The organism is Albidovulum sediminis, from assembly GCF_025380365.1.
Lineage (GTDB): Bacteria > Pseudomonadota > Alphaproteobacteria > Rhodobacterales > Rhodobacteraceae > Albidovulum > Albidovulum sediminis.
The window spans coordinates 513119-533563 of sequence record NZ_JAOCQF010000001.1 but is presented as its reverse complement, the minus strand read 5'-3'; the positions used below and the strand labels follow the sequence as shown (position 1 = coordinate 533563).

The window sequence follows — 20445 nt, the reverse complement described above, 5'->3', positions numbered from 1 at the left end:
CCGGGCGCGCGTCACCGCTTGCCCACCGCCACCCTCTGCCCTACACAGGCTGAAAGAAGTTCAGGGGAGCCTACATGCGCCGCGTCGTCATCACCGGGATCGGGATCGTCTCGCCCATCGGCAACAACGCCGCCGAGGTCGAGGCCTCGCTTCGGGCGGGCCGCTCGGGCATCGTCTTTGCCCCCGAATACGCCGAACACGGATTCCGCTGCCAGGTCCACGGCAAGCCGCAGATCGTGCTTGAGGAGCATATCGACAAGCGCAACCTGCGCTTCATGGGCGATGGCGCGGCCTTCAACTTCATCGCCATGGAACAGGCGATCGCCGACAGCGGCCTGACCGAGGCCGAGGTGTCGAACGACCGCACCGGCCTCATCATGGGGTCGGGCGGGCCGTCGACCAAGAACTTCTTCGTCGCCTTCGACGCGGTCATCAACAAGGGCAGCCCGAAGAAGATGGGCCCCTTCATGGTCACCCGCTGCATGTCCTCGACCAACTCCGCCTGCCTTGCCACGCCGTTCAAGATCAAGGGCGTGAACTATTCCATCACCTCGGCCTGCTCCACCTCGGCGCATTGCATCGGTAACGGCACCGAACTGATCCAGATGGGCAAGCAGGACGTGGTCTTCGCCGGCGGCGGCGAGGAGCTGGACTGGACGCTGTCGTGCCTTTTCGACGCGATGGGGGCGATGTCCTCGAAGTACAACGACACGCCGACGACGGCCTCGCGCACCTATGACGCGACCCGCGACGGCTTCGTCATCGCCGGCGGCGGTGGCGTCGTGGTGCTGGAGGAGCTGAACCACGCCCTTGCGCGCGGCGCGAAGATCTACGGCGAGGTCACGGGCTATGGCGCCACCTCGGACGGCTACGACATGGTGGCCCCGTCCGGCGAAGGAGGCGAACGGTCGATGCGGCTGGCTGTCGCGACCCTGCCCGAGGGGCGCCGGATCGACTACATCAACAGCCACGGCACCTCGACCCCGGTGGGCGACGTGACCGAGATGGAGGCGATCCGCCGCGTCTTTGGCAAGGGCACCACACCCCCCGTCGCCTCGACGAAGTCGCTGACCGGCCATTCGCTGGGCGCCACCGGCGTGCACGAGGCGATCTATTCGCTGATCATGATGAACAAGGGCTTCATCGCCGCCTCGGCCAACATCACCACGCTCGACCCCGCGCTCGACCCGTCCGAGATCGTGACGGAACGGCGCGACGGCGTCGAGATCGACAGCGTGCTCTCCAACAGCTTCGGCTTCGGCGGGACCAACGCAACCCTCGTGATGAGCAAATATCTCGGGTGACCTGACATGGCAGGACTGATGACGGGAAAGCGCGGTCTGGTGATGGGCGTCGCGAACGAGCGGTCCATCGCCTGGGGCATCGCCTCGGCGCTTGCGGCAGAGGGCGCAGAGCTTGCCTTCTCCTACCAGGGCGAGGCGTTCGGGAAACGGGTGGAACCGCTTGCCGCCTCGGTCGGGTCGGATTTCCTGGTCGATGTCGACGTGACCGACGACGCAAGCCTTGCGGCCTGCTTCGGCGCGCTGAAGGATCGCTGGGGCACGATGGATTTCCTCGTCCACGCCATCGCCTTCTCGGACAAGAACGAGCTGACCGGCCGTTTCATCAACACCAGCCGGGACAACTTCTGCAATTCTCTGGTGATCTCCTGCTATTCCTTCATCGACGTCGCGCGCCGTGCGGCCGACCTGATGCCGGACGGTGGCAGCCTGATCACGCTGACCTATGGCGGCTCGAACCGGGTGACGCCCAACTACAACGTGATGGGCGTGGCCAAGGCGGCGCTGGAAAGTGCCACACGCTACCTCGCCAACGACCTCGGCCCGCAGAAGATCCGCGTCAACGCGATCTCGCCCGGCCCGATGAAGACGCTTGCCGGCGCGGCCATCGGCGGGGCGCGCGCGACCTTCCGCCATACCGAGGCGAACGCACCCCTGCGCGCCAACGCGACGCTTGAGGCGATCGGCGGCACCGCGGTCTATCTCTGTTCCGACTTCGGCGTCTGCACCACGGGCGAGATCATCCGGGTCGACGGCGGCTACCACGTCCTGGGCATGCCGCAGGCGGAAAACCTCTGATCAGCGCTCGCGCGCGTCGCGATCGGGGTGAAGATCCTCGCGCAACGCCTTGTTTCGCGACTGAAACGCCTCGGCGTCGCCGTAGTCGGTGAAGTCCCCGTAGCGGTCATGCGGGTCGGCTGGGTTCACGGCATGGCGGATCGGGCACCAGTATTGCTCGGTTCGCGCCGCCACCTCGCGCACCAGCGAGATCACCCCGTTGACATAGCCGCAGTAAAGGCAGTTCAGCTTCTGCAGGCCGTTCAGATAGGCCAGCCGGTGGCGGTCGATGATGATGTGGTCGCCGCGCCGCACCCTGGCGATGCCATAGACGGGAAAGCAGATCGCCTGATAGACCGCGACGCAGAGGTCGAGGGCTGCGAAGGGGACGATCAGCCCGTAGATGACAGGCGCGGTCAGGACCACGCGCGGTCGGGCATGCAGGATGTAGCCTGGCAGCCGTTCGCGGATGGCGCGGTGCGCGTCGCGGATCTCAGTGTCGAAGACCGCGCGGCCCCGCTCCATCCGGTAGCGCAGACGCGCGCGCCCCTCGGCCAGATCGCGGTCGATCTCTGCGCGGGATTCCCTCAGCAGCGCCTTCAGACGCTCGAACGGGCTGGTCATCGCGGCCTCCGTTTCGCTTCTGCCTGCCAGGTTGTTTCAGCACGGAACCGGCGCTGGGGCCAGTGGCCCCGTCCATCCTGCCCGCCGGCGCGATCACGAGGCTGCGCGCGGGGCGATTCCGCCCTTGCACCTGCCCGGCGGCGCCGTCAGTCTGCCGCCCGAGGGAGGACACCATGCCGATCAAGGTCTGCATCTTCGACGCCTATGGAACGCTTTTCGACGTGGCGGCCGCTGCACGGCTCGCCGCCGCCGAACCGGGGCGAGGGGCGCTGGCCGCCGCCTGGCCGCGGCTGGCCGACGACTGGCGGCGCAAGCAGTTGGAATACAGCTGGCTGCGCGCGGTCATGGGCGCCCATATCCCCTTCTGGCAGGTCACGCAGGACGGGCTTGACTGGGCGCTCGAGGCCTCGGGGCTGACCGACCTCGAAACGCGGGAGCGGCTCTTGGCGCTTTACTGGGAACTGCCGGCCTATCCGGAGGTGCCGGCGATGCTCGCGCGGCTGAAGGCGGAGGGGTTTGCCACCGCGATCCTGTCGAACGGCTCGCCCGACATGCTCCGCGGCGCGGTCTCCTCGGCGGGCATTGGCGCATTGCTCGACGACATGCTGTCGGTCGAAAGCGTGGGCGTCTTCAAGCCCGCGCCGGCGGTCTACCGTCTGGTCACCGACCGCTTCGGCTGTTCCGCGGACGAGGTGCTCTTCGTCTCCTCGAACGGATGGGACGCGGCGGCAGCTTCGGCCTACGGCTTCCGCGTGGCCTGGGTGAACCGCGCAGGCCAGCCGATGGACCGGCTGCCCGGACGGCCGCACCACGTGCTGGCCGATCTGACCTCGATCCCGGACCTCGCCCGCGCATGACGCTTCGGCATTTCACCGCCTCGGACGGCGCCCGCCTCGCCTACCGGGACGAGGGCTCGGGCACGCCCGTCCTCTGCCTTGCGGGCCTCACCCGGTCCTCGACCGATTTCGACTTCCTGGCGCCGTACCTCCCCGGCGTCCGCCTGATCCGGGCGGATTACCGTGGCCGCGGCGCGTCGGACTGGACGGGGGCGGAAAGCTACACCATCCCGCGCGAGGCGCAGGATGCACTGGAGCTTCTCAACCACCTGGGGATCGGCCGGGCGGCGATCCTCGGCACCTCGCGCGGGGGGTTGATCGGCATGGCGCTGGCCGCGACCGCGAGGGACCGGCTGGCGGGCCTTTGCCTGAACGACATCGGCCCGGTGATCGAGCGCGCGGGGCTGGACCGCATCTGCGACTATGTCGGGCGCAACCCGGCGGCGCGCACCATCGCCGACCTGGTGGCGAAGCTGCCCCGCACCATGCCGGGGTTCGAGGGCGTCCCGCCCGAACGCTGGACCGACTTCGCCCGCCAGCTTTACGAGGAGACGCCGGCCGGGCTGACGATCCGCTACGACCCCGCGCTGCGCGAGAGCTTCCTGGCCGGCTACCGCGCGCCGGTGGCCGATCTCTGGCCGCTCTTCGACGCCTGCGCGGGCCTGCCGCTGGCGCTGGTCCGGGGCGCGAACTCCGACCTGCTGACCCCAGATACGGCTGCCGACATGCGGCGCCGTCGGCCCGACATGATATTCGCCGAGGTGCCCGGCCGCGCCCATGTCCCGTTCCTCGACGAACCCGAAAGCCTGGAGGCGATCCGGGCCTGGCTGGAGCGCATCCGATGAACATCGACATGATCCGTGCGGCCGAGGCGCGCCTCAGGGGCGCAGTGCGGGAAACGCCGCTGCTGACCTCCCCCGCGCTGGACGCCATCGCCGGGCGGCGGGTGCTGGTGAAGGCCGAATGCCTTCAGCACACCGGGTCGTTCAAGGCGCGCGGCGGCTGGTCGGCCGTTTCCGCCCTGCCCGAGGCGGATCGCCGGCGCGGCGTCATCGCCTATTCCTCGGGCAACCACGCGCAGGGCGTTGCCCGCGCGGCCGCGGCGCATGGCGCGCCCGCCGTCATCGTCATGCCTTCGGACGCGCCGGCGGTGAAGATCGCCAACACCCGCGCCCTGGGCGCCGAGGTCGTGCTTTACGAGCGCGCGACCGAGGATCGCGACGCCATCGGCACCGCCATCGCCGCGGCGCGCGGCCTGACGCTGATCCGGCCTTTCGACGACCCGCTGGTGATCGCGGGACAGGGGACCACCGGGCTCGAGATCGCGCGGCAGGCGGCGGCACTTGGCGTGACGCGGGCCGAGGTCGCGGTGCCCTGCGGCGGCGGCGGCCTGTCCGCCGGAATCGCGCTCGCGCTCGAGGCCGAGGCGCCGGGCTTTCGCCTGCGCACCGCCGAGCCCGAGGGGTTCGACGACACCGCCCGCTCGCTCGCCGCGGGCCGGATCCTGCGCAACACCCGCCTGTCCGGCTCGCTCTGCGATGCGATCGTGACGCCGGAGCCGGGCAAGTTGACCTTCCCGATCCTCGCCGGTCTCGCCGGCCCCGGCCTTGTCGTGACCGAGGAGGAGGCGCTGCGCGCCATGGCGATGGCCTTCGCCCATCTGCGCATCGTGGTGGAGCCGGGCGGCGCGGTGGCGCTGGCGGCGGCCCTTTACCACTCCGACGACATCGAGGGCGATACGGTGATCGCCGTCTGTTCGGGCGGCAACGTCGATCCGGCCGTCTTCTCTCGCGCCCTGTCGATGCTGGGGGACGCATGAACATCCTCGACCTCGGCGACACCCATATCCACTGGCGCGAGGATGGCGACCTCGCCGGAGCGCCGGTGGTCTTCTCCCACGCGCTCGGCAGCGACCTCAGGATGTGGGACAAGATCGTGCCCCTGATGCCCGCGGGCCTCCGGCTGATCCGCTATGACACCCGCGGCCACGGCCTTTCGGCCTGCCCCGCCGGGCCCTACGCGATGGGCGCGCTCATCCGCGACGCGGAACGCCTGCTGGAGGCACTGGACATCCGCGACTGCGCCTTCGTCGGCCTGTCGATGGGCGGGCTGATCGCGCAGGGGCTGGCGGTCAAGCGGCTGGACCTCGTGCGCGCCATGGTCCTGTCGAACACCGCCGCCAAGATCGGGACGCCGCAGATCTGGGCCGACCGCATCGCGGCGGTCCGAGCCGAGGGGATCGAGGGTATCGCCGACGCGGTCATGCAGCGCTGGTTCTCGCGCCGGTTTCGTGAAACCGCGGAGCTGAAGGGCTGGCGCGCGATGCTGGTGCGCACGCCGGCCGACGGCTACGCCGGCTGTTCGGCCGCCATCGCGGGGGCGGACTTCCTCACCCCCACCTCTGGGCTGACGCTCCCCACACTCGTCCTCGCCGGGTCCGAGGACGGATCGACGCCGCCCGACCTCGTGCGCGAGACCGCCGACCTGGTGCGCGGCAGCCGCTTCCACCTGATCCGCGGCGCGGGCCACCTGCCCCCGGTCGAGGCGCCCGAGGACTTTGCCGCGGTCCTCGCCGGTTTCCTGCGCGGGATCGGCCATGTCTGAGGGTCGGGCATGGCACGCTTCCTGCTGATCCACGGCTCCTGCCACGGCGCCTGGTGCTGGCGGGCGACCGCCGAGGCGCTGGCGCGCCTTGGCCATGCCGCCCGCGCCATCGACCTGCCCGCCCACGGCAGCGACCCGACGCCCGCGGCGGTGGCCACGCTTCAGGGCTACGCCGACGCGATCCTCGCCGCCACCGACGACCCCTGTTTCCATGACGGTCCGGCCGTTCTCGTCGCCCATTCCGCCGGCGGCTATCCGGCCACGCTGGCCGCAGCCCTTGCGCCCGGCCGCATCGGGCAGGTGATCTACCTCTGCGCCTATGTCCCCGTCCCCGGCCGGTCGATGATCGACCTGCGCCGCGCCGGGCCGCGCCAGCCGCTTGCCGGCGTGGTCCGCGCCGATTCGGGCGGGGTGACCTATTCCGCCGATCCCGCGGGCGCCCGGCGCACCTTCTACCACGACTGCCCCGAAGGCGCGGTCGCAGACGCCCTGCCCCGCCTCTGCCCCGAGCCGATCGCCCCGCAGGCAACCCCGCTGCCCGCCGGAACCGAGACCCCGCCGCAGCCGCGCCATTACATCCTGTGCAAGGACGACCACACCATCCCCCCCGAGTACCAGGCCGAAATGGCGCGCCCCTTCGGCCCCGCCGTCAGCCGCCTGCCCTGCGGCCATTCCCCCTTCCTGACCGCGCCCGCGCGCCTGGCACGGATGCTCTCGGACATCGCCGGCACGGCCCCCCTTCCCTCCGCGCCCGGCCTTCGCTAGCGTGGCCCCGCCCGGCGAGCATTTCCGCGGGCCGGGACCCCCATGCAGAACCGCCTTGCCCTCATCTTCATCCTGGCGACCGTCGCCATCGATTCCATCGGCATCGGCATCATCTTTCCGGTGATGCCCGACCTCATGCGCGACGTGACCGGCGCCTCGCTTGCCGATGCGGCGCTGTGGGGCGGAGTTCTCGCCACCGCCTTCGCGGCGATGCAGTTCCTTTGCGGCCCGGTCGTCGGCAACCTTTCGGACCGCTTCGGCCGCCGGCCGGTGATGCTGGCCGCACTTGCCACCATGGCGCTCGACTACCTGGTGATGGCGCTGGCGCAGTCGGTCTGGCTGCTGCTGGCCGCGCGCGTCGTCGCAGGCGCGACCGCAGCCACCTATGCGACCGCGGGCGCCTACGTGGCCGACGTCTCCGGCCCCGAGGCGCGCGCCCGCAACTTCGGCCTGATCGGCGCGGCCTTCGGCGTGGGCTTCGTCCTCGGCCCGCTGATCGGCGGCGCGGCCTCGGTCCTCGACGTGCGCGCGCCCTTCTACGCCGCCGCCGCGATTGCCGCCGCGAACTTCGTTTTCGGGTACTTCATCCTGCCCGAAAGCCTGCCCGAAAACCGCCGCCGCGCGATCAGCATCGCCCGCGCCAATCCCTTCGCCTCGTTCCGCGCCATCGGCCACCTGCCGGGACTGCGCCGCTACCTGGTGGTCATGTTCCTCTACACCGTCTGCTTCACCGCCTACCCGGCGGTCTGGTCCTACTTCGGCGCCGCGCAGTTCGGCTGGGACGGCTGGTGGAACGGCCTCTCGCTCGCCTTCTTCGGCATCTTCATGGCGCTGGTCCAGGGCCTCGGCGTCGGCCCCGCCACCCGCATCTGGGGAGAGGAGCGGACGGCCGTCTACGGATCGGCCATGCATGTGCTGACCTTCGGCTTCTACGGCCTCGTCACCTCGGGCTTCTGGGCCATCGCCTTCACCCCCGTCGCGGCACTCGGCGATGTCGCGGGCCCGGCGATGCAGGGCCGCATGACCAACCTCACCCCCGAGGACCAGCAGGGAGAGCTGCAGGGCGTGATCGCCTCGGTCTCGGCGGTGGCCTCCACCGCCTCGCCGCTCCTGATGACCTGGATCTTCGCCCATTTCACCCGCGCCGGCGCCCCCCATCACTGGCCCGGCGCCCCGTTCATGCTCTCGGCCGCGATCATGGTCGTTTGCGTCCTGATCCTTGTCGCGCCCGCGCGCGCGGCCGCCCTGCCCACCCGCCAGACTTGAGGCGGAACGGGGGGGAGCGGCCATGACTCAGGTGAAAGCGGCGGTCTGCAATGCCTTCGGCGCGCCCCTCGGGGTCGAGACCCTGACCCTGCGCGCGCCCGGCCCCGGCGAGGTCGAGGTGTCGATCGAGGCCTGCGCGATCTGCCACTCCGACATCACCTATATCGACGGCGGCTGGGGCGGCGACCTTCCGGCCGTCTTCGGACATGAGGCAGCGGGCCGTGTCACCGCCGTGGGTCCGGGCGTCACCGGCGCAGCACCGGGCGATGCGGTCCTCGTCACGCTGATCCGCGCCTGCGGCCGCTGCGCGCGCTGCGCCTCGGGACGGCCGACCCTCTGCGCCGATCCGCCACGGACGCCGCCGCCCTTCACCCGCGCCGACGGATCGCCGGTGGTGCAGGGCCTCGACTGCGGCGCCTTCGCCGAACGCACGGTCGTGCATGAAAGCCAGATCGCCCCCCTGCCCGAGGGCATCCCGATGGCGGCGGCGGCCCTCCTCTCCTGCGGAGTCATCACCGGACTCGGCGCCGCGGTCAACACCGCCCGCATCCGCCCGGGCGAGGTCGCGGTGGTCATCGGCGCGGGCGGGGTCGGGCTGAACGCGATCCAGGGCGCGCGGCTTGCCGGCGCGGCACGCATCATCGCCGTCGACACCAACCCCGCCAAGCTCGCGGCCGCGCGCGATTTCGGCGCCACCGACGGGATCCTCGCCACCGACCCGAAGCCCTGGTCCGCCGCCCGAAAGATCGCCGGCCGCGGCGCCGACGCCGTCCTCGTCACCGTCGGCGCCATCCCCGCCTACGACACCGCCCCCCGCTACCTCGCCCCCGGTGGCCGCCTCGTCGCGGTCGGCATGCCGCATTCGGGCGCCACATCGGCTTGGGAACCGGTGGTCCTCGCCGCCACCGGCCAGGCCATCGCCGGCTCCTTCATGGGCGACACGGTCCTTGCCCGCGACATCCCCTGGATCCTCGATCTCTACCGCCAGGGCCGCCTCCGGCTCGACGAACTCGTCTCCGGCCGCTGGCCCCTCGACGCGATCAACGACGCCATCGCCGACACCCGATCGGGAGCTGCCCGCCGCAATGTCCTGATCTTCTGACTTCTTCTTTTCCCAAATATCCCGCGGGGGGGGGGGGACTGGGGAACCCAGTCCCGGGGGGCGCGAAGCCCCCCGCTCCCCGCCAGAACCGGAGGAACCATGCGTCTCAAGGATCTCGAGATCTTCACCGTCGCCCCCCCTGCCCCCGGCTGGGGCGGGCGCTACTGGATCTTCGTCAAGCTGACGACCGACGACGGCATCACGGGCTACGGCGAATGCTACGCCTCCTCGGTCGGGCCGAAGGCGATGGAGGCGGTGATCACCGACGTCTTCAACCGTCACATGGCGGGCGAAAGCCCCGAGATGATCGAGCTGATGTTCCGCCGCGCCTATTCCTCGGGCTTCACCCAGCGGCCGGACCTGACCGTCATGGGCGCCTTCTCGGGACTGGAGATCGCCTGCTGGGACATCCTCGGCAAGGCGCGCGGGCGGCCCGTCCACGCGCTTCTCGGCGGCAAGATCAACGAACGCCTGCGCTCCTACACCTATCTCTACCCCGAACCGGGCAAGGAATCGGGCGAGTTCTGGGTCAATGCCGACATGACCGCAGAGGCCGCGGCGCGCTTCGTCGACATGGGCTTCACCGCGGTGAAGTTCGACCCCGCCGGTCCCTACACGATCCGCGGCGGGCACGATCCGAGCCAGTCCGACATCAGCCGCTCCGCCCTCTTCTGCAAGCGCATCCGCGAGGCGGTGGGCGACCGCGCCGACCTTCTCTTCGGCACGCATGGCCAGTTCAACGTGGCGGGCGCGGTGCGGCTTGCGCAGGCGATCGAACCCTACGGACCGCTCTGGTACGAGGAACCGATCCCGCCCGACAACCTCCTGGACTTCGCCGAGGTGCAGAAGGCGGTGCGCATTCCCGTCGCCACCGGCGAACGCTTCACCACCAAGGCCGAGTTCGCCACCGTGCTCCGCACCGGCGGCGCGCGCATCCTGCAACCGGCACTCGGCCGCGCAGGCGGTATCTGGGAATGCAAGAAGATCGCCGCCATCGCCGAGGTCTTCACCGCCCAGATGGCGCCGCACCTTTACGCCGGGCCGGTCGAATGGGCGGCCAACATCCATCTTGGCGCCTCGATCCCCAACCTCCTCATGGTCGAGACGATCGAGACCGGCGGCGCCTTCCACCTCAAGCTTATAAAGAACTCGATCCGGTGGGAGGACGGCCATGTCATCGTCCCCGACGCGCCCGGCCTCGGCATCGAGTTCGACGAGGATCTGGCCCGCGCCCATCCCTACACCGGGACCGGCCTTCACCTGCAGATGCAGGAGGCGCCCTGCGACTATTCAAGGCCCAACTGGTTCGAGGGTGGCGCGCCGACGACGAAACGGCCGGACTGACGGGCCCGATCAGCGGGGCGGCCGGACCCTCTGGGTTTGCACGCCCAGCCCCGCGATGCCGAGGCGCATGACCTCGCCGCCCTTCAGGTAGACGGGCGGCTTCTGGCCCATGCCCACCCCCGGCGGCGTGCCGGTGGAGATCACGTCGCCGGGCTGGAGCGACATGAACTGGCTGACGTAGTGGATCAGGAAGGGCACGCGGAAGACCATCGTCGCGGTCGATCCGTCCTGGTAGCGGTGTCCATCGACCTCAAGCCACATCGGCAGGGCGTCGATGTCACCCGCCTCATCCGGTGTCACCAGCCAGGGGCCGATCGGCCCGAAGGTGTCGCAGCCCTTGCCCTTGTCCCAGGTGCCGGCGCGATTCATCTGGAAATCGCGTTCGGAAATGTCGTTGACCACGCAGTAGCCGGCGACATGCGACAGTGCCTCCGCCTCCTCGATGTAGCGGCCGGGCCTGCCGATGACGACGGCCAGTTCCACCTCCCAGTCGGTCTTGACCGATCCGCGCGGGATCTCCACGTCGTCGTCCGGCCCGATGACCGCCGAGGTCCACTTGTTGAAGATCACCGGCTCCGGCGGCACCGGCAGGCCGCTTTCGGCGGCGTGGTCGGCATAGTTCAGCCCGATGCAGACGAACTTGCCGATCCGGCCGACGCAGGGGCCAAGCCTGAGGTCGGCCTGCGGGGTTCCGGGCACCAGCGGCAGGCTTTCGGGGTCGAGCGCGGCAAGTGCGGCAAGGCCTTCGGGCAGAAGTGCGGCCCCCGCAAGGTCGTCGATCCGCCCCGACAGGTCGCGCACGCGGCCCGCGCCGTCGAGCATCCCCGGCCGTTCCTGCCCCGCCGGGCCAAAGCGCACAAGTTTCATCGTCCCGTTCCCGTCGCTGTTCTCAGATCGTGGCACCACCGTCCACCAGCATCGCCTGCCCGGTGACATAGCGGCTTTCGTCCGACAGCAGATAGACGACAAGCGGGGTGATGTCGTCAACCGTGGCAAGCCGCCCCATCGGCTGGCGGGCGATGAAGTCGCGCTCCGCCTGCGCCGGGTCGGCCTGCGCGGCGATGCGCCCGCGCAGCGACGGCGTGTCGACCGTGCCGGGGCAGATCGCGTTCACGCGCAGCCCCTGCCGGACGTAATCCGCCGCCACCGCCTTGGTAAGCCCGATCACCGCGGCCTTTGTCGCGCCATAGGCGGTGCGGTTCGGAAAGCCTTTGATCGAGGACGCCATGGAGGCCATGTTGAGGATCGCGGCCGTTCCCGTGGCCTCTGCGCGCGCCAGCATCCCCGGCAGGAAGGCCCGCGTCATCCGCATCATCGAGGTGACGTTGAGCGTGAAGGCGGCGTCCCAGTCGGCGTCGGTCAGTTCAAGGATGCTGCCGTGGTGGACGAAGCCCGCGACGTTGAAAAGCGCGTCGATCCCGTCCACCTCGGCCGCGAAGGCGAGGATCGCCGCGGGATCGGTCACGTCGAGCCGTGCGGTCTCCATGCCCTGAAGGCCTCGCAGAAGCTCCGTGTTCACATCCGTGGCGATCACGCGCGCGCCCTCGCCTGCGCAGGCGATCGCGGCGGCGCGCCCGATGCCTTGCCCGCAGGCCGTCATCACCACCGTCTTGCCCCGCAGTCGCCCCGTGCCGCCGCCCGTGCCGCCGCCCGTGTTCCCCATCGCCATCCTCCGCCGCTGCGCGCCCGCAGGGGTAAATCCGTCACGAACCGACGACGATGGCAACCGGATTCGCCCCTTTCGGGTCGACGCTCTGCGGCTGCGGGCGGCGCGAGACCGCGCGGCGCGCGCAGTTGGCCCCGTTCCTGCCCCGCCCCGCGCCGCTGCCAGGGCACACCGGCTGCCCCGCCGGCGAGCGGGGACGGGACCGTTCGAGGGCGGGCAACGCGCGGACGCGACCGGGAAGAGGCGAGAGGCAGAAGGGGGGGCGGGGGCGCACCACTCCGGTCCCGCCCGTGCCGGCCACCGGCAGGGGCATCGGCACCGGCTCCCGTCACGGCCCGGAGTGGATCGACCGCACCGGCACCGGCCCCGTCGTGCGGCAAGGCCGCCGCTAGAAAGGCGCCGCCAGACCGCGCGCGACCTGCGTGGGCGGGCGCGCCCTTCCCCGCGCCGCCGCGGTTGAATACCACGCGAATGCCCGTTCGGGGGCCACACCCGGCGCCCTCCGCGCCGGGCCATTCTTCCCCTCCGCTCCGGACATGTCCGGCCTGCCGCCCGCGCGGCAGACCGACCGCAGGTCCAGCCTCAGGCGGCGGCGTCGCGGTCGGGGCGATCGATCGTCGTGCGGCCGCGCCCCATGTGCTTGGAGTGATAGAGCGCCGCGTCCGCATCCTCGATCAGGCGGCGCGGATCGGGGCGGTCGTAGCTGACCGAACGGGCGATGCCGATGCTGCCGGAGATCCGGCAGGTGGCGCCGTCGTAGTCGATCGGCTGTTCCAGCGCCGCAATGATCCGCCCGGAGATCCCGGCCAACGTGTCAATCTCGGTCGCGCCGGTCAGGATCGCCATGAACTCGTCCCCGCCGACCCGGGCGACGACATCGTTCTGGCGCAACTGCGCGCGCAGGATGCGGGCGACCTCGGTCAGGACCACGTCGCCTGCGCCATGGCCAAGCGCATCGTTGACCTGCTTGAACCGGTCGAGGTCGAGATGCAGGACCGAGAAGGTCGCGCCGCGCGCCACCCCGGCGACGGCGCGGTCCAGCGCCAGGTCGAAGGCGCGGCGGTTGGACAGCCCTGTCAGCGGGTCGGTCAGCGCCTGCGCCTCGGCCGTCCTGCGGGCCGACTGCAGGCGCTGGTTGAGCGATTTCAGCTCCCCCATCACCGCCGCCTTGACCTCGGTCAGGTAGAGCAGTTCCACCGTCAGGTCCGTGGGCGCGAAATCCGCATGGCTCAGCCCGTGGTCGCGCACCGCCTCGGCGGCGGAGATGCCGAAGGACAGGTTGACGATCGCCCCCTCGCCCGGCCCCAGGCACACCAGGTGCCCGCGAAGCTGGCGCGCGGGGTCGGCGCGGAAGCGGACCATGATCTTGCGGTCACTGATGGCAAACAGATCGGACAGCGATTGGGCCGGCCGGGGTCGCGTGACCTCGAACAAGTCGAGGAATCGGCGGCCCACAAGGTCGATGTCGCCGCAGATGCGCCGCAGCGTCGGGCCGGCCGCGCGGACATGGCCGCTTTCGGACAGGACCGCGTGCATCGGCAAGAGCCGCGCCAGCCCGTCCAGCGGGATCGCGGCCGGCGCGGGGCGGGGCGGGCCATCCATCATCGCCCGCTCCCGAGTGCGAGGTCGAACCGCCGCCCCTCGGCGAAGCGGGACTGCAACAGTTCGATCCCGACCGCCTCCGCCCCCTCCTCGGCGTCGATGAGCGCGAGCGCGCCGTAATCGTCGGCCATCGCGCGCAGGATGCCCGCGAAGACGGCGCCATAGCCGCGACGCCCCGCGCAGGCGAGGCGGTAGCGGTCGGGGCCGACCGGGATCAAGCGGATGTCGGGCAGATCAAGTTCGGGCACCGCAAGATGCGCGCGTTCGGTCAGTTCGTCGAGCGAATGAAGGAAATCGATGTAGTCGACGCCGCCGAAGCGCAGAAGCCGGCGCAGCGGTTCGAGCGAGGCGAGGTAGGTCCCGAGATCCTCCAGCAGCGCCTCCCTCGGCCGGTCAAGCTCGCGCGCGGCCACGTCGATCACCCGGTCTGTCAGCGCCTCGGCATAGGTCAGCATGGTCTCGAACCCCTCGGCCGAGACATCCGTAGCCGCGGCCACGCGCGTCCATAGCGCGGCCCCGTAGGTGTCGCGCAGGAAGCACTGGATCGAGCGATTGATGAGTCCGTGCATGGCCAGCCTGCCCTCCTCGCGCAAGCCTAGCGTCCGCCGGGTTAAGAAAAGGCAAAGATCGCTGCGGCCCCATGCGGCCCGCTGCGGCTCCGGCGCTCAGAAGTCGGTGGGCGCGCCGCCCTCGGCCTTGCGGCGGGCGACGAAGGCGCTGAGTTCCTCGTGCACACCCGGATCCATCGGCGGAGCCTCGAACTCGGCCATGATCGCGCGGAAGATCCGGTGGGCGCGTTCGGGCGTCCACACCGCGCCGTCGATCTGCCAGGCCTCGAAGTTGCGCCAGTCGCTGACGAAGGGCTGGTAAAAGGCGGTGGTGTAGCGGTCCTGCGTGTGCTGGCAGCCGAAGTAATGGCCGTCGGGGCCCACCTCGGCGATGGTGCCGATGGCGATGTCCTCGGGCGTGGTCGCCCAGACCTCGGGCTCCATGTAGCGCTGGATCATCTGCAGCACTTCGCAGTCCATGATGAACTTCTCGGGGCTGGCGATCAGCCCACCCTCGAGCCAGCCGGCGGCGTGATAGACGAGGTTGGTGCCCGACTGCACCGCCGCCCAGAGGCTGTTCGAGGTTTCCCACATCGCCTGGCCGTCGGGGATGTTGGCCGCGCAGACGCCGGAAGACCGGAGCGGCAGCCCGTAGAAACGCGCCATCTGCCCGGTCATCTGGGTCGCGCGCATGTATTCGGGCGTGCCGAAGGCGGGCGCGCCCGACTTCATGTCGACGTTGGAGGTGAAGGTGCCGATCATCACCGGCGCACCGGGGGCGACATACTGGATGAGCGCGATGGCCGCGAGCGCCTCGGCGATCGAGAGCGTCACCGCGCCCGCCATCGTCACCGGCGCCATCGCTCCTGCCAGCGTGAAGGGCGTCACGATCACCGCCTGCCCCGCCCGTGCCAGCCGCAACGCGCCGTCGATCATCGGGAAATCGTGCTTGAGCGGCGAGACGGAGTTGATGTTGGTGAACATCCGCGGCGTCGCACGGAACTCCTCATGGCTGAGGCCGCCGGCGATGCGCACCATCTCCATCGCGTCCTCGACCCGCTCCTTGCCGAGGCTGTAGGCATGCACGACCTTGTCGGTCAGGACGAGCTTTTCGTAGACGCAGTCGAGGTGGCGCACCGAGGGGTGGATGTCGATCGGCTCCACCGGGTAGCCGCCGGCGAAGTGGATGCAGTTGAAATACTGCGTCAGCTTGATGAAGTCGCGGAACCCGTCCATGAAGCCCGAGACCTTGCCGCGCTCCAGATCCCAGTAGTTCGGCGGCGAGGAGACGTTGCCGAACAGGATGTGCTTGCCGCCCATCGGCAGGATCCGGTCGGGGTTGCGCGGGGTGATGGTGAACTCGGCCGGCGCGCGGGCCACCATCTCCATCACGAAATCCTCGTCCATCCGAACGGTCTGGCCCTCGACCCGGCATCCCGCCTGCGCGAACAGGCCCAGCGCCTCGTCGTTGAGGAAGCGGATGCCGATGTCCTTGAGGATGCGCATGGCGCCCTTGTGGATCGCCTCGACCCCCTCCGGTCCCATCGGCTCGATCGGCCGGTCGGGGTTGACCGGGATGCGCCAGGACATCTGCGAAATCGCCTGGCCACCGGCGCGCCGCGCGTTGCCGGTGCGTCCCCCGCTGCGCTTGCGTTTCAGATCGTCGGACATCGCGGCCTCCCCCGTCTTTCCTGCACAATCGAAGGCCGGTGCGCGGGGTTCGCCAACTTTCGCGACAGAATGTGTCGTATTTGCGCTTTCAGCCCGCCGCAGCCGCCGCGCCGGCACGCGCGACCCAGTCCGGCAGGTGGCCAATGTGGGGAAGGACCACGTCGGCATGGGGGGCAAGCTCGTCCGGTCCCGCGATCCCGGTCAGGACACCGACGGTCTGCATCCCGGCGGCACGCCCCGCGACAAGGTCATGCACGCTGTCGCCGACCATCGCCACCTCGGCCGGGTCCAGGCCCGCGCTGGCTGCGAAGGCCAGAAGCGGCCCCGGCTCCGGCTTGGCGCCATAGCCGCTGTCGAAGCCCGACACGAAATCGAAATAGCGCGTCACCCCGGCCTGTTCGAGATGCGCGCGCGCGGGCACGACGAAATCGTTGGTGGCCAGGCCGATGCTGAGCCCCGCCCCCTTCAGCGTGGCAAAGAGCGGCGGCAGGTCGGTCGCGGCGACCAGGTCGGTTTCGGTCGCCAGCGAGGACATGCGCGCCACAAGTGCGGCGCGATCCGTCCCCGGCAGATGCGGCATCATCGCATCCGCGATCTCGGACGGGGTGTGGGCGATGACGTAGCTGTCGGGCGCGAAATCGCCGGTGGCGAGGTCATAGCCGATCGCCCGGCCGATTCCCGCGGCACGGGCTTCCTCGCCCGCGGTCAGTTCCAGCAGAAGCCTGCGGGTCCAGACGCTCCATGTCGCGCGGAAATCAAAGAGCGTTCCGTCCTTGTCGAACACCAGACCCCGGATCGCGCGCATCGGTTCCTCCGCCCTGAAAGCCGCGCGACACTGGCGGATTCGCCCAGGGCTGGCAAGGGCCGACCGGGTGATCAGCCCCTGCCGCTCGCGGCGATCAGCCCCCGCCGCACGCGGCGATCATCCCCAGTCGGGTGCGGCCCCCGGCAGGGCGGCGCGCGCCTGCCGAACCCGGTCATAGCCCAGCCCCGCGGAATCGCAGAAGGCGATTACCCAGGCGTCGTCCAGAAGCAGGAAATCGAGGACCGCGGCCAGGACTTCGGGTTCGCCCGCGCGCCGGCGAAGATCCTCGGGCATCAACCCCGACGATCCGAGGAAGGTCGAGAGCAACTCCGCGTCGCCCGCGATCCAGCCCAGCGCCCCGATCGCCACGGTTTCGGCACCTGCCCCTTCCTGCCGGATCTTGCTCAATTTCGCCGCCGCCCCGAAATCTTTTGTTAACCAGTTCGGGCGCAGGATGTGCGGACAGTGCAAACAAGTAAAGCGGGTAGACGGGTATCATGGCAGAGCGCATCCTTATCGTGGACGACATCGCGACGAACCGGATCGTGCTCAAGGTCAAGCTTGCCTCGGCCTTTTACGAGACGCTTCAGGCCGCTTGCGGGGGCGAGGCGATCGCCTTGGCCCGCCAGGCGCGGCCCGATCTCATCCTCCTCGACGTCGAACTGCCCGACATGAGCGGGCCGGAGGTCTGCGCGCGGCTGAAGGCCGACCCGCTCACCCGCGAGATTCCGGTGGTGATGGTGACCGCGCGGCAGGACGAGGCGCGCCGGATCGAGTCGCTGCGCGCCGGCGCCGCGGAGGTGTTCTGGAAGCCGATCGACGATTCGCTCCTTCTCGCCCGCCTGCGCTCGCTCCTGCGCGCGCGCGATGCCGGCGCGCAGTTCGGCATCGGGGGCGCCATGTGTCCGGTTCCCGGCTTCGGAGAAACCGAACCGGGGTTCGACGCGCCGGGACAGGTCGCCATCGTCACCCCGCGGCTCGACCGCGGCCTTGCCCTTCGCCGAGCGCTGGCGCGGGCGACGGCTGACCGCATCGTCGTGCTCGACGACACCGCCGCACTCGGCCTTTCGGCCGCTGGCCCGGTGCCCGACGTCTTTCTCGTCGCCATGGAGGCTGACCGGCCGGAGGCGACGTTGCGACTTCTGTCGGACCTGCGCTCGCGCCCGGCCAGCCGCCACTCGGCGGTCTGCCTGCTTCTGCCCCGCTCGGCCGGATCGCTGGCGGCCATCGCGCTCGATCTCGGGGCCGACGACCTGATCGACGGCGCCGCGCCGCCCGCCGAGATCGCGCTGAGACTCTCCTGCCAGCTGGCGCGCAAGCGGCGCGCGGACCGGATTCGCACCTCGCTCGCCGACGGGCTGCGGCTGGCGGTGACCGATCCGCTGACGGGCCTTCACAACCGCCGCTACGCCCTGCCCCAGCTGGCGCGGATGGACGAGGCCGCGCGCCGCTCCGGCACGGCGCTGGCGGTGATGGTCCTCGACCTCGACCGCTTCAAGGCGGTCAACGACAGCTTCGGCCATGCCGCGGGCGACGCCGTCCTGGTCGAGGTGGCCCGGCGCCTGCGCGCCAACCTGCGCCCGGACGACCTTGCCGCCCGCATCGGGGGTGAGGAATTCGTGGTCGCGGCCCCCGAAACCGCGCCCGGCGCGGCGCGCACCCTGGCCGAGCGCATCCGGCGCGCGGTCGAGGAACTGCCAGTGCGCCTGCCCAACGGCGACAGCGCCCGCGTCACCCTTTCGATCGGGCTGGCGATGGGCGGCGCGGCGCAGGCATCGCCCTCGGTCGACGTCCTGCTCGACGCGGCCGACCGCGCGCTCCTGCGGTCAAAGACCGAAGGGCGCAACCAGGTGACGGTCAGCCGCAGCGCCGCCTGAACCCTGCGGAAGGGTCGTCCATCGAAATGTTTCGGGGCAAACCCGGCCGCGCGGCACCGGCGGGAAAGGCACGACCTTCGCCGCCCTTCTCTCGGCCGGCGCCGCACCCCCGGCCGCTCCCCTGGCCGTATCCCTGGCCGCCCGCCGGCCCGCGCCACGGCGCGACCGGCGATCTGCCCGGTGTCAGTCGCGCTTGCGACCCAGCGCCTGCTCCAGCCGGTCGGCATAGGCCAGCCGTTCTTCCGGCGTCATCGCGGCCAGACGTTCGAGGAAAAGTTCCCGCCCTTCGTCAAGCCGCCTGGACGCGCGGCCAAGCTGGTGCTCCAGCACCTTCCCGGCGGCCTCGGGGTCGAAGGGGTCGGCGCGGATCACCTCAAGGAAGGCACGGACATCATCGCTCCGCTCGCGGTGCATCTCGCGCAGGGCGGGCATCCGGCGCAGCATCTCTTCGCGCATCGCGGCGCGGTCTGCACGGCCGAGCGATTCGAAATAGGGCGCAAAGGCCAGCCCGCCGCGGTCGCCCGGCCCCATGTCGCGGTGATGCCGGACCGCGGCCCCGGCGACAAGCCCGCCGAGCAGCAGATTGAGCGCGAGCGAGGCCACAAGCGCCACCGTCACGCCGCGCCCGGCACCGCCCCCGGCCTTGAGCGTCTCGTTCATACCCCATCCTCCGTCACCGCCAGCGCGACCAGGTCCGCCGGCCCGTAAAGCCAGCCCTCGGACCCCCCGGCATAGACATAACCGCCAAGCCCGCCGGCATCCGACAGGCCAAGCCACAACCCCGCACATCCCGCCGTCATCAGCCCGCCAAGGACCGGCCAGCCGCCAATGCTGTCCAGCACCGACCTGAAGGTGCCTTTCCCGCGCGGCGGTACCGGAGCCACAAGGGGCCGCCCCCGCGGCTGCAGCGCGCGTCCCTCGTCCGCGATGCGCGCCAGAAGCGCCTGCGAGGGGGCCGGCGGATCGGCCCGCGCCGCGGCGAAGAACGTCTCAAGCTCCATCTCTTCAGGCATCTCAGCCCTCCTCGTATCCCAGTTCATCGCGCCGTCCCGACAGTGCCGCCTGCAAGGCGCGCCGCCCGCGCGCGGTCAGGCTTTCCACCGCCTCGACGCCCACGTCCATGATCTCGGCGATCTCGGGGTTGGCGAGGCCCTCCAGATGGCGCAGCACCACCGCCTGACGCTGCCGTTCGGGCAGACACATCAGCGCCGCGCCCAAGGCCTGGGCCCGGTCCGCCTCGATCAGCGCCGAGACCGCGCCGGGCCTTCCGTCCGCCACCTCGCCCGCCTCGTCGAGCGGGCCCGTGCGGCGGCGGCGCAACCGGTCGGTCGCCAGGTTCACCGCCACGCGGTAAAGCCAGGTCGACACCCGCGCGCCGCCCGGCTGCCATCCGGGTGCTGCCCGCCAGAGCCGCAGCATCGCTTCCTGTGCGATGTCCTCGGCCTCTGCGGCATCGCCCAGCATGCGCTGCGCAACCCGGAAGGCGAGCGGGGCAAGCCGGTCTGCCAGGCTTCGGGCCGCGGCGGGATCGCCCGCGCCGTAAAGCGCCAGAAGCACCTCGTCCGAGGCAGCCTCGCCCGCGCCTTCCCGCGCCTTCCGTCCTGCCGCCGACTGCACGCGACTGCCCCGCCCTTCGTTCATAGCCCCGTGCGCCGGC

At 70.7% G+C, this 20445-nt stretch carries 22 protein-coding genes; 11 read left to right on the top strand and 11 right to left on the bottom strand.

Going from position 1 to position 20445, the window contains the following annotated elements; genetic code table 11:
• Positions 1 to 74: 74 nt before the first annotated feature.
• Positions 75 to 1304 (top strand): beta-ketoacyl-ACP synthase I, encoded by a 1230-nt coding sequence (gene fabB, locus N5I32_RS02615; RefSeq protein ID WP_261493831.1) that lies wholly within the window; start codon positions 75 to 77, stop codon positions 1302 to 1304.
• A gap of 6 nt (positions 1305 to 1310) precedes the next feature.
• Positions 1311 to 2099, top strand: a complete 789-nt coding sequence (locus N5I32_RS02610; protein ID WP_261493830.1) for an enoyl-ACP reductase FabI — start codon at positions 1311 to 1313, stop codon at positions 2097 to 2099.
• On the opposite strand, the gene N5I32_RS02605 is transcribed toward N5I32_RS02610, so the two are convergent.
• Entirely contained in the window at positions 2100 to 2702 is a 603-nt protein-coding gene (locus N5I32_RS02605) for a hypothetical protein (RefSeq protein ID WP_261493829.1), read from the bottom strand.
• A 173-nt stretch (positions 2703 to 2875) separates the two neighbouring features.
• Between N5I32_RS02605 and N5I32_RS02600 the strand changes: the two genes are divergently transcribed.
• The 8 genes from N5I32_RS02600 (at position 2876) to N5I32_RS02565 (ending at position 10619) form a co-directional block, all read left to right on the top strand.
• On the top strand, positions 2876 to 3559 hold the full coding sequence (locus N5I32_RS02600) for a haloacid dehalogenase type II (protein WP_261493828.1): 684 nt from the start codon (positions 2876 to 2878) through the stop codon (positions 3557 to 3559).
• Complete coding sequence (locus N5I32_RS02595; RefSeq protein ID WP_261493827.1) at positions 3556 to 4383, top strand: alpha/beta fold hydrolase; 828 nt, start codon at positions 3556 to 3558, stop codon at positions 4381 to 4383. Before N5I32_RS02600 ends, N5I32_RS02595 begins: the two co-directional genes overlap by 4 nt.
• The gene (locus tag N5I32_RS02590) at positions 4380 to 5357 is read left to right on the top strand and encodes a threonine ammonia-lyase (RefSeq protein WP_261493826.1); all 978 of its coding nucleotides are present in this window, start codon (positions 4380 to 4382) and stop codon (positions 5355 to 5357) included. Before N5I32_RS02595 ends, N5I32_RS02590 begins: the two co-directional genes overlap by 4 nt.
• Positions 5354 to 6142: a 3-oxoadipate enol-lactonase gene (gene pcaD, locus N5I32_RS02585; RefSeq protein WP_261493825.1), complete on the top strand. Its 789-nt coding sequence runs from the start codon at positions 5354 to 5356 to the stop codon at positions 6140 to 6142. Before N5I32_RS02590 ends, pcaD begins: the two co-directional genes overlap by 4 nt.
• A 9-nt stretch (positions 6143 to 6151) precedes the next feature.
• A complete protein-coding gene (locus N5I32_RS02580) occupies positions 6152 to 6907 on the top strand; it encodes an alpha/beta fold hydrolase (RefSeq protein WP_261493824.1) in 756 nt (251 codons plus the stop codon).
• 42 nt (positions 6908 to 6949) lie between these two features.
• A complete protein-coding gene (locus N5I32_RS02575; protein ID WP_261493823.1) occupies positions 6950 to 8173 on the top strand; it encodes a TCR/Tet family MFS transporter in 1224 nt (407 codons plus the stop codon).
• A 22-nt stretch (positions 8174 to 8195) separates the two neighbouring features.
• Positions 8196 to 9275, top strand: coding sequence for a Zn-dependent alcohol dehydrogenase (locus N5I32_RS02570; RefSeq protein WP_261493822.1), 1080 nt, complete (start codon positions 8196 to 8198; stop codon positions 9273 to 9275).
• Positions 9276 to 9374: 99 nt separating this feature from the next.
• Positions 9375 to 10619 (top strand): mandelate racemase/muconate lactonizing enzyme family protein, encoded by a 1245-nt coding sequence (locus N5I32_RS02565; protein ID WP_261493821.1) that lies wholly within the window; start codon positions 9375 to 9377, stop codon positions 10617 to 10619.
• A gap of 9 nt (positions 10620 to 10628) precedes the next feature.
• On the opposite strand, the gene N5I32_RS02560 is transcribed toward N5I32_RS02565, so the two are convergent.
• From N5I32_RS02560 to N5I32_RS02530, 7 genes are all read right to left on the bottom strand, one after another.
• Positions 10629 to 11486, bottom strand: a complete 858-nt coding sequence (locus N5I32_RS02560) for a fumarylacetoacetate hydrolase family protein (protein ID WP_261493820.1) — start codon at positions 11484 to 11486, stop codon at positions 10629 to 10631.
• Between the two features lie 22 nt (positions 11487 to 11508).
• Positions 11509 to 12282, bottom strand: a complete 774-nt coding sequence (locus N5I32_RS02555; RefSeq protein ID WP_261493819.1) for an SDR family oxidoreductase — start codon at positions 12280 to 12282, stop codon at positions 11509 to 11511.
• A 585-nt stretch (positions 12283 to 12867) separates the two neighbouring features.
• Positions 12868 to 13887, bottom strand: a complete 1020-nt coding sequence (locus tag N5I32_RS02550) for a diguanylate cyclase domain-containing protein (protein ID WP_261493818.1) — start codon at positions 13885 to 13887, stop codon at positions 12868 to 12870.
• Positions 13887 to 14456, bottom strand: coding sequence for a heme NO-binding domain-containing protein (locus tag N5I32_RS02545; protein ID WP_261493817.1), 570 nt, complete (start codon positions 14454 to 14456; stop codon positions 13887 to 13889). Before N5I32_RS02545 ends, N5I32_RS02550 begins: the two co-directional genes overlap by 1 nt.
• Positions 14457 to 14552: 96 nt before the next feature.
• The gene (locus tag N5I32_RS02540; RefSeq protein ID WP_261493816.1) at positions 14553 to 16106 is read right to left on the bottom strand and encodes a trimethylamine methyltransferase family protein; all 1554 of its coding nucleotides are present in this window, start codon (positions 16104 to 16106) and stop codon (positions 14553 to 14555) included.
• A gap of 88 nt (positions 16107 to 16194) precedes the next feature.
• Positions 16195 to 16911: an HAD family hydrolase gene (locus N5I32_RS02535; RefSeq protein WP_261493815.1), complete on the bottom strand. Its 717-nt coding sequence runs from the start codon at positions 16909 to 16911 to the stop codon at positions 16195 to 16197.
• A 117-nt stretch (positions 16912 to 17028) separates the two neighbouring features.
• On the bottom strand, positions 17029 to 17319 hold the full coding sequence (locus tag N5I32_RS02530) for a DUF3572 domain-containing protein (RefSeq protein ID WP_304504711.1): 291 nt from the start codon (positions 17317 to 17319) through the stop codon (positions 17029 to 17031).
• Between the two features lie 89 nt (positions 17320 to 17408).
• On the opposite strand from N5I32_RS02530, the gene N5I32_RS02525 reads away from it, so the two are divergent.
• A complete protein-coding gene (locus tag N5I32_RS02525; RefSeq protein ID WP_261493814.1) occupies positions 17409 to 18788 on the top strand; it encodes a diguanylate cyclase in 1380 nt (459 codons plus the stop codon).
• A 183-nt stretch (positions 18789 to 18971) separates the two neighbouring features.
• On the opposite strand, the gene N5I32_RS02520 is transcribed toward N5I32_RS02525, so the two are convergent.
• From N5I32_RS02520 to N5I32_RS02510, 3 genes are read right to left on the bottom strand one after another with little or no spacing between them, the layout of a single operon-like run.
• Entirely contained in the window at positions 18972 to 19448 is a 477-nt protein-coding gene (locus N5I32_RS02520) for a periplasmic heavy metal sensor (RefSeq protein WP_261493813.1), read from the bottom strand.
• Entirely contained in the window at positions 19445 to 19801 is a 357-nt protein-coding gene (locus N5I32_RS02515; protein ID WP_261493812.1) for a hypothetical protein, read from the bottom strand. Before N5I32_RS02515 ends, N5I32_RS02520 begins: the two co-directional genes overlap by 4 nt.
• 1 nt (position 19802) lies before the next feature.
• The gene (locus tag N5I32_RS02510) at positions 19803 to 20429 is read right to left on the bottom strand and encodes an RNA polymerase sigma factor (protein WP_261493811.1); all 627 of its coding nucleotides are present in this window, start codon (positions 20427 to 20429) and stop codon (positions 19803 to 19805) included.
• Positions 20430 to 20445 lie beyond the last annotated feature (16 nt).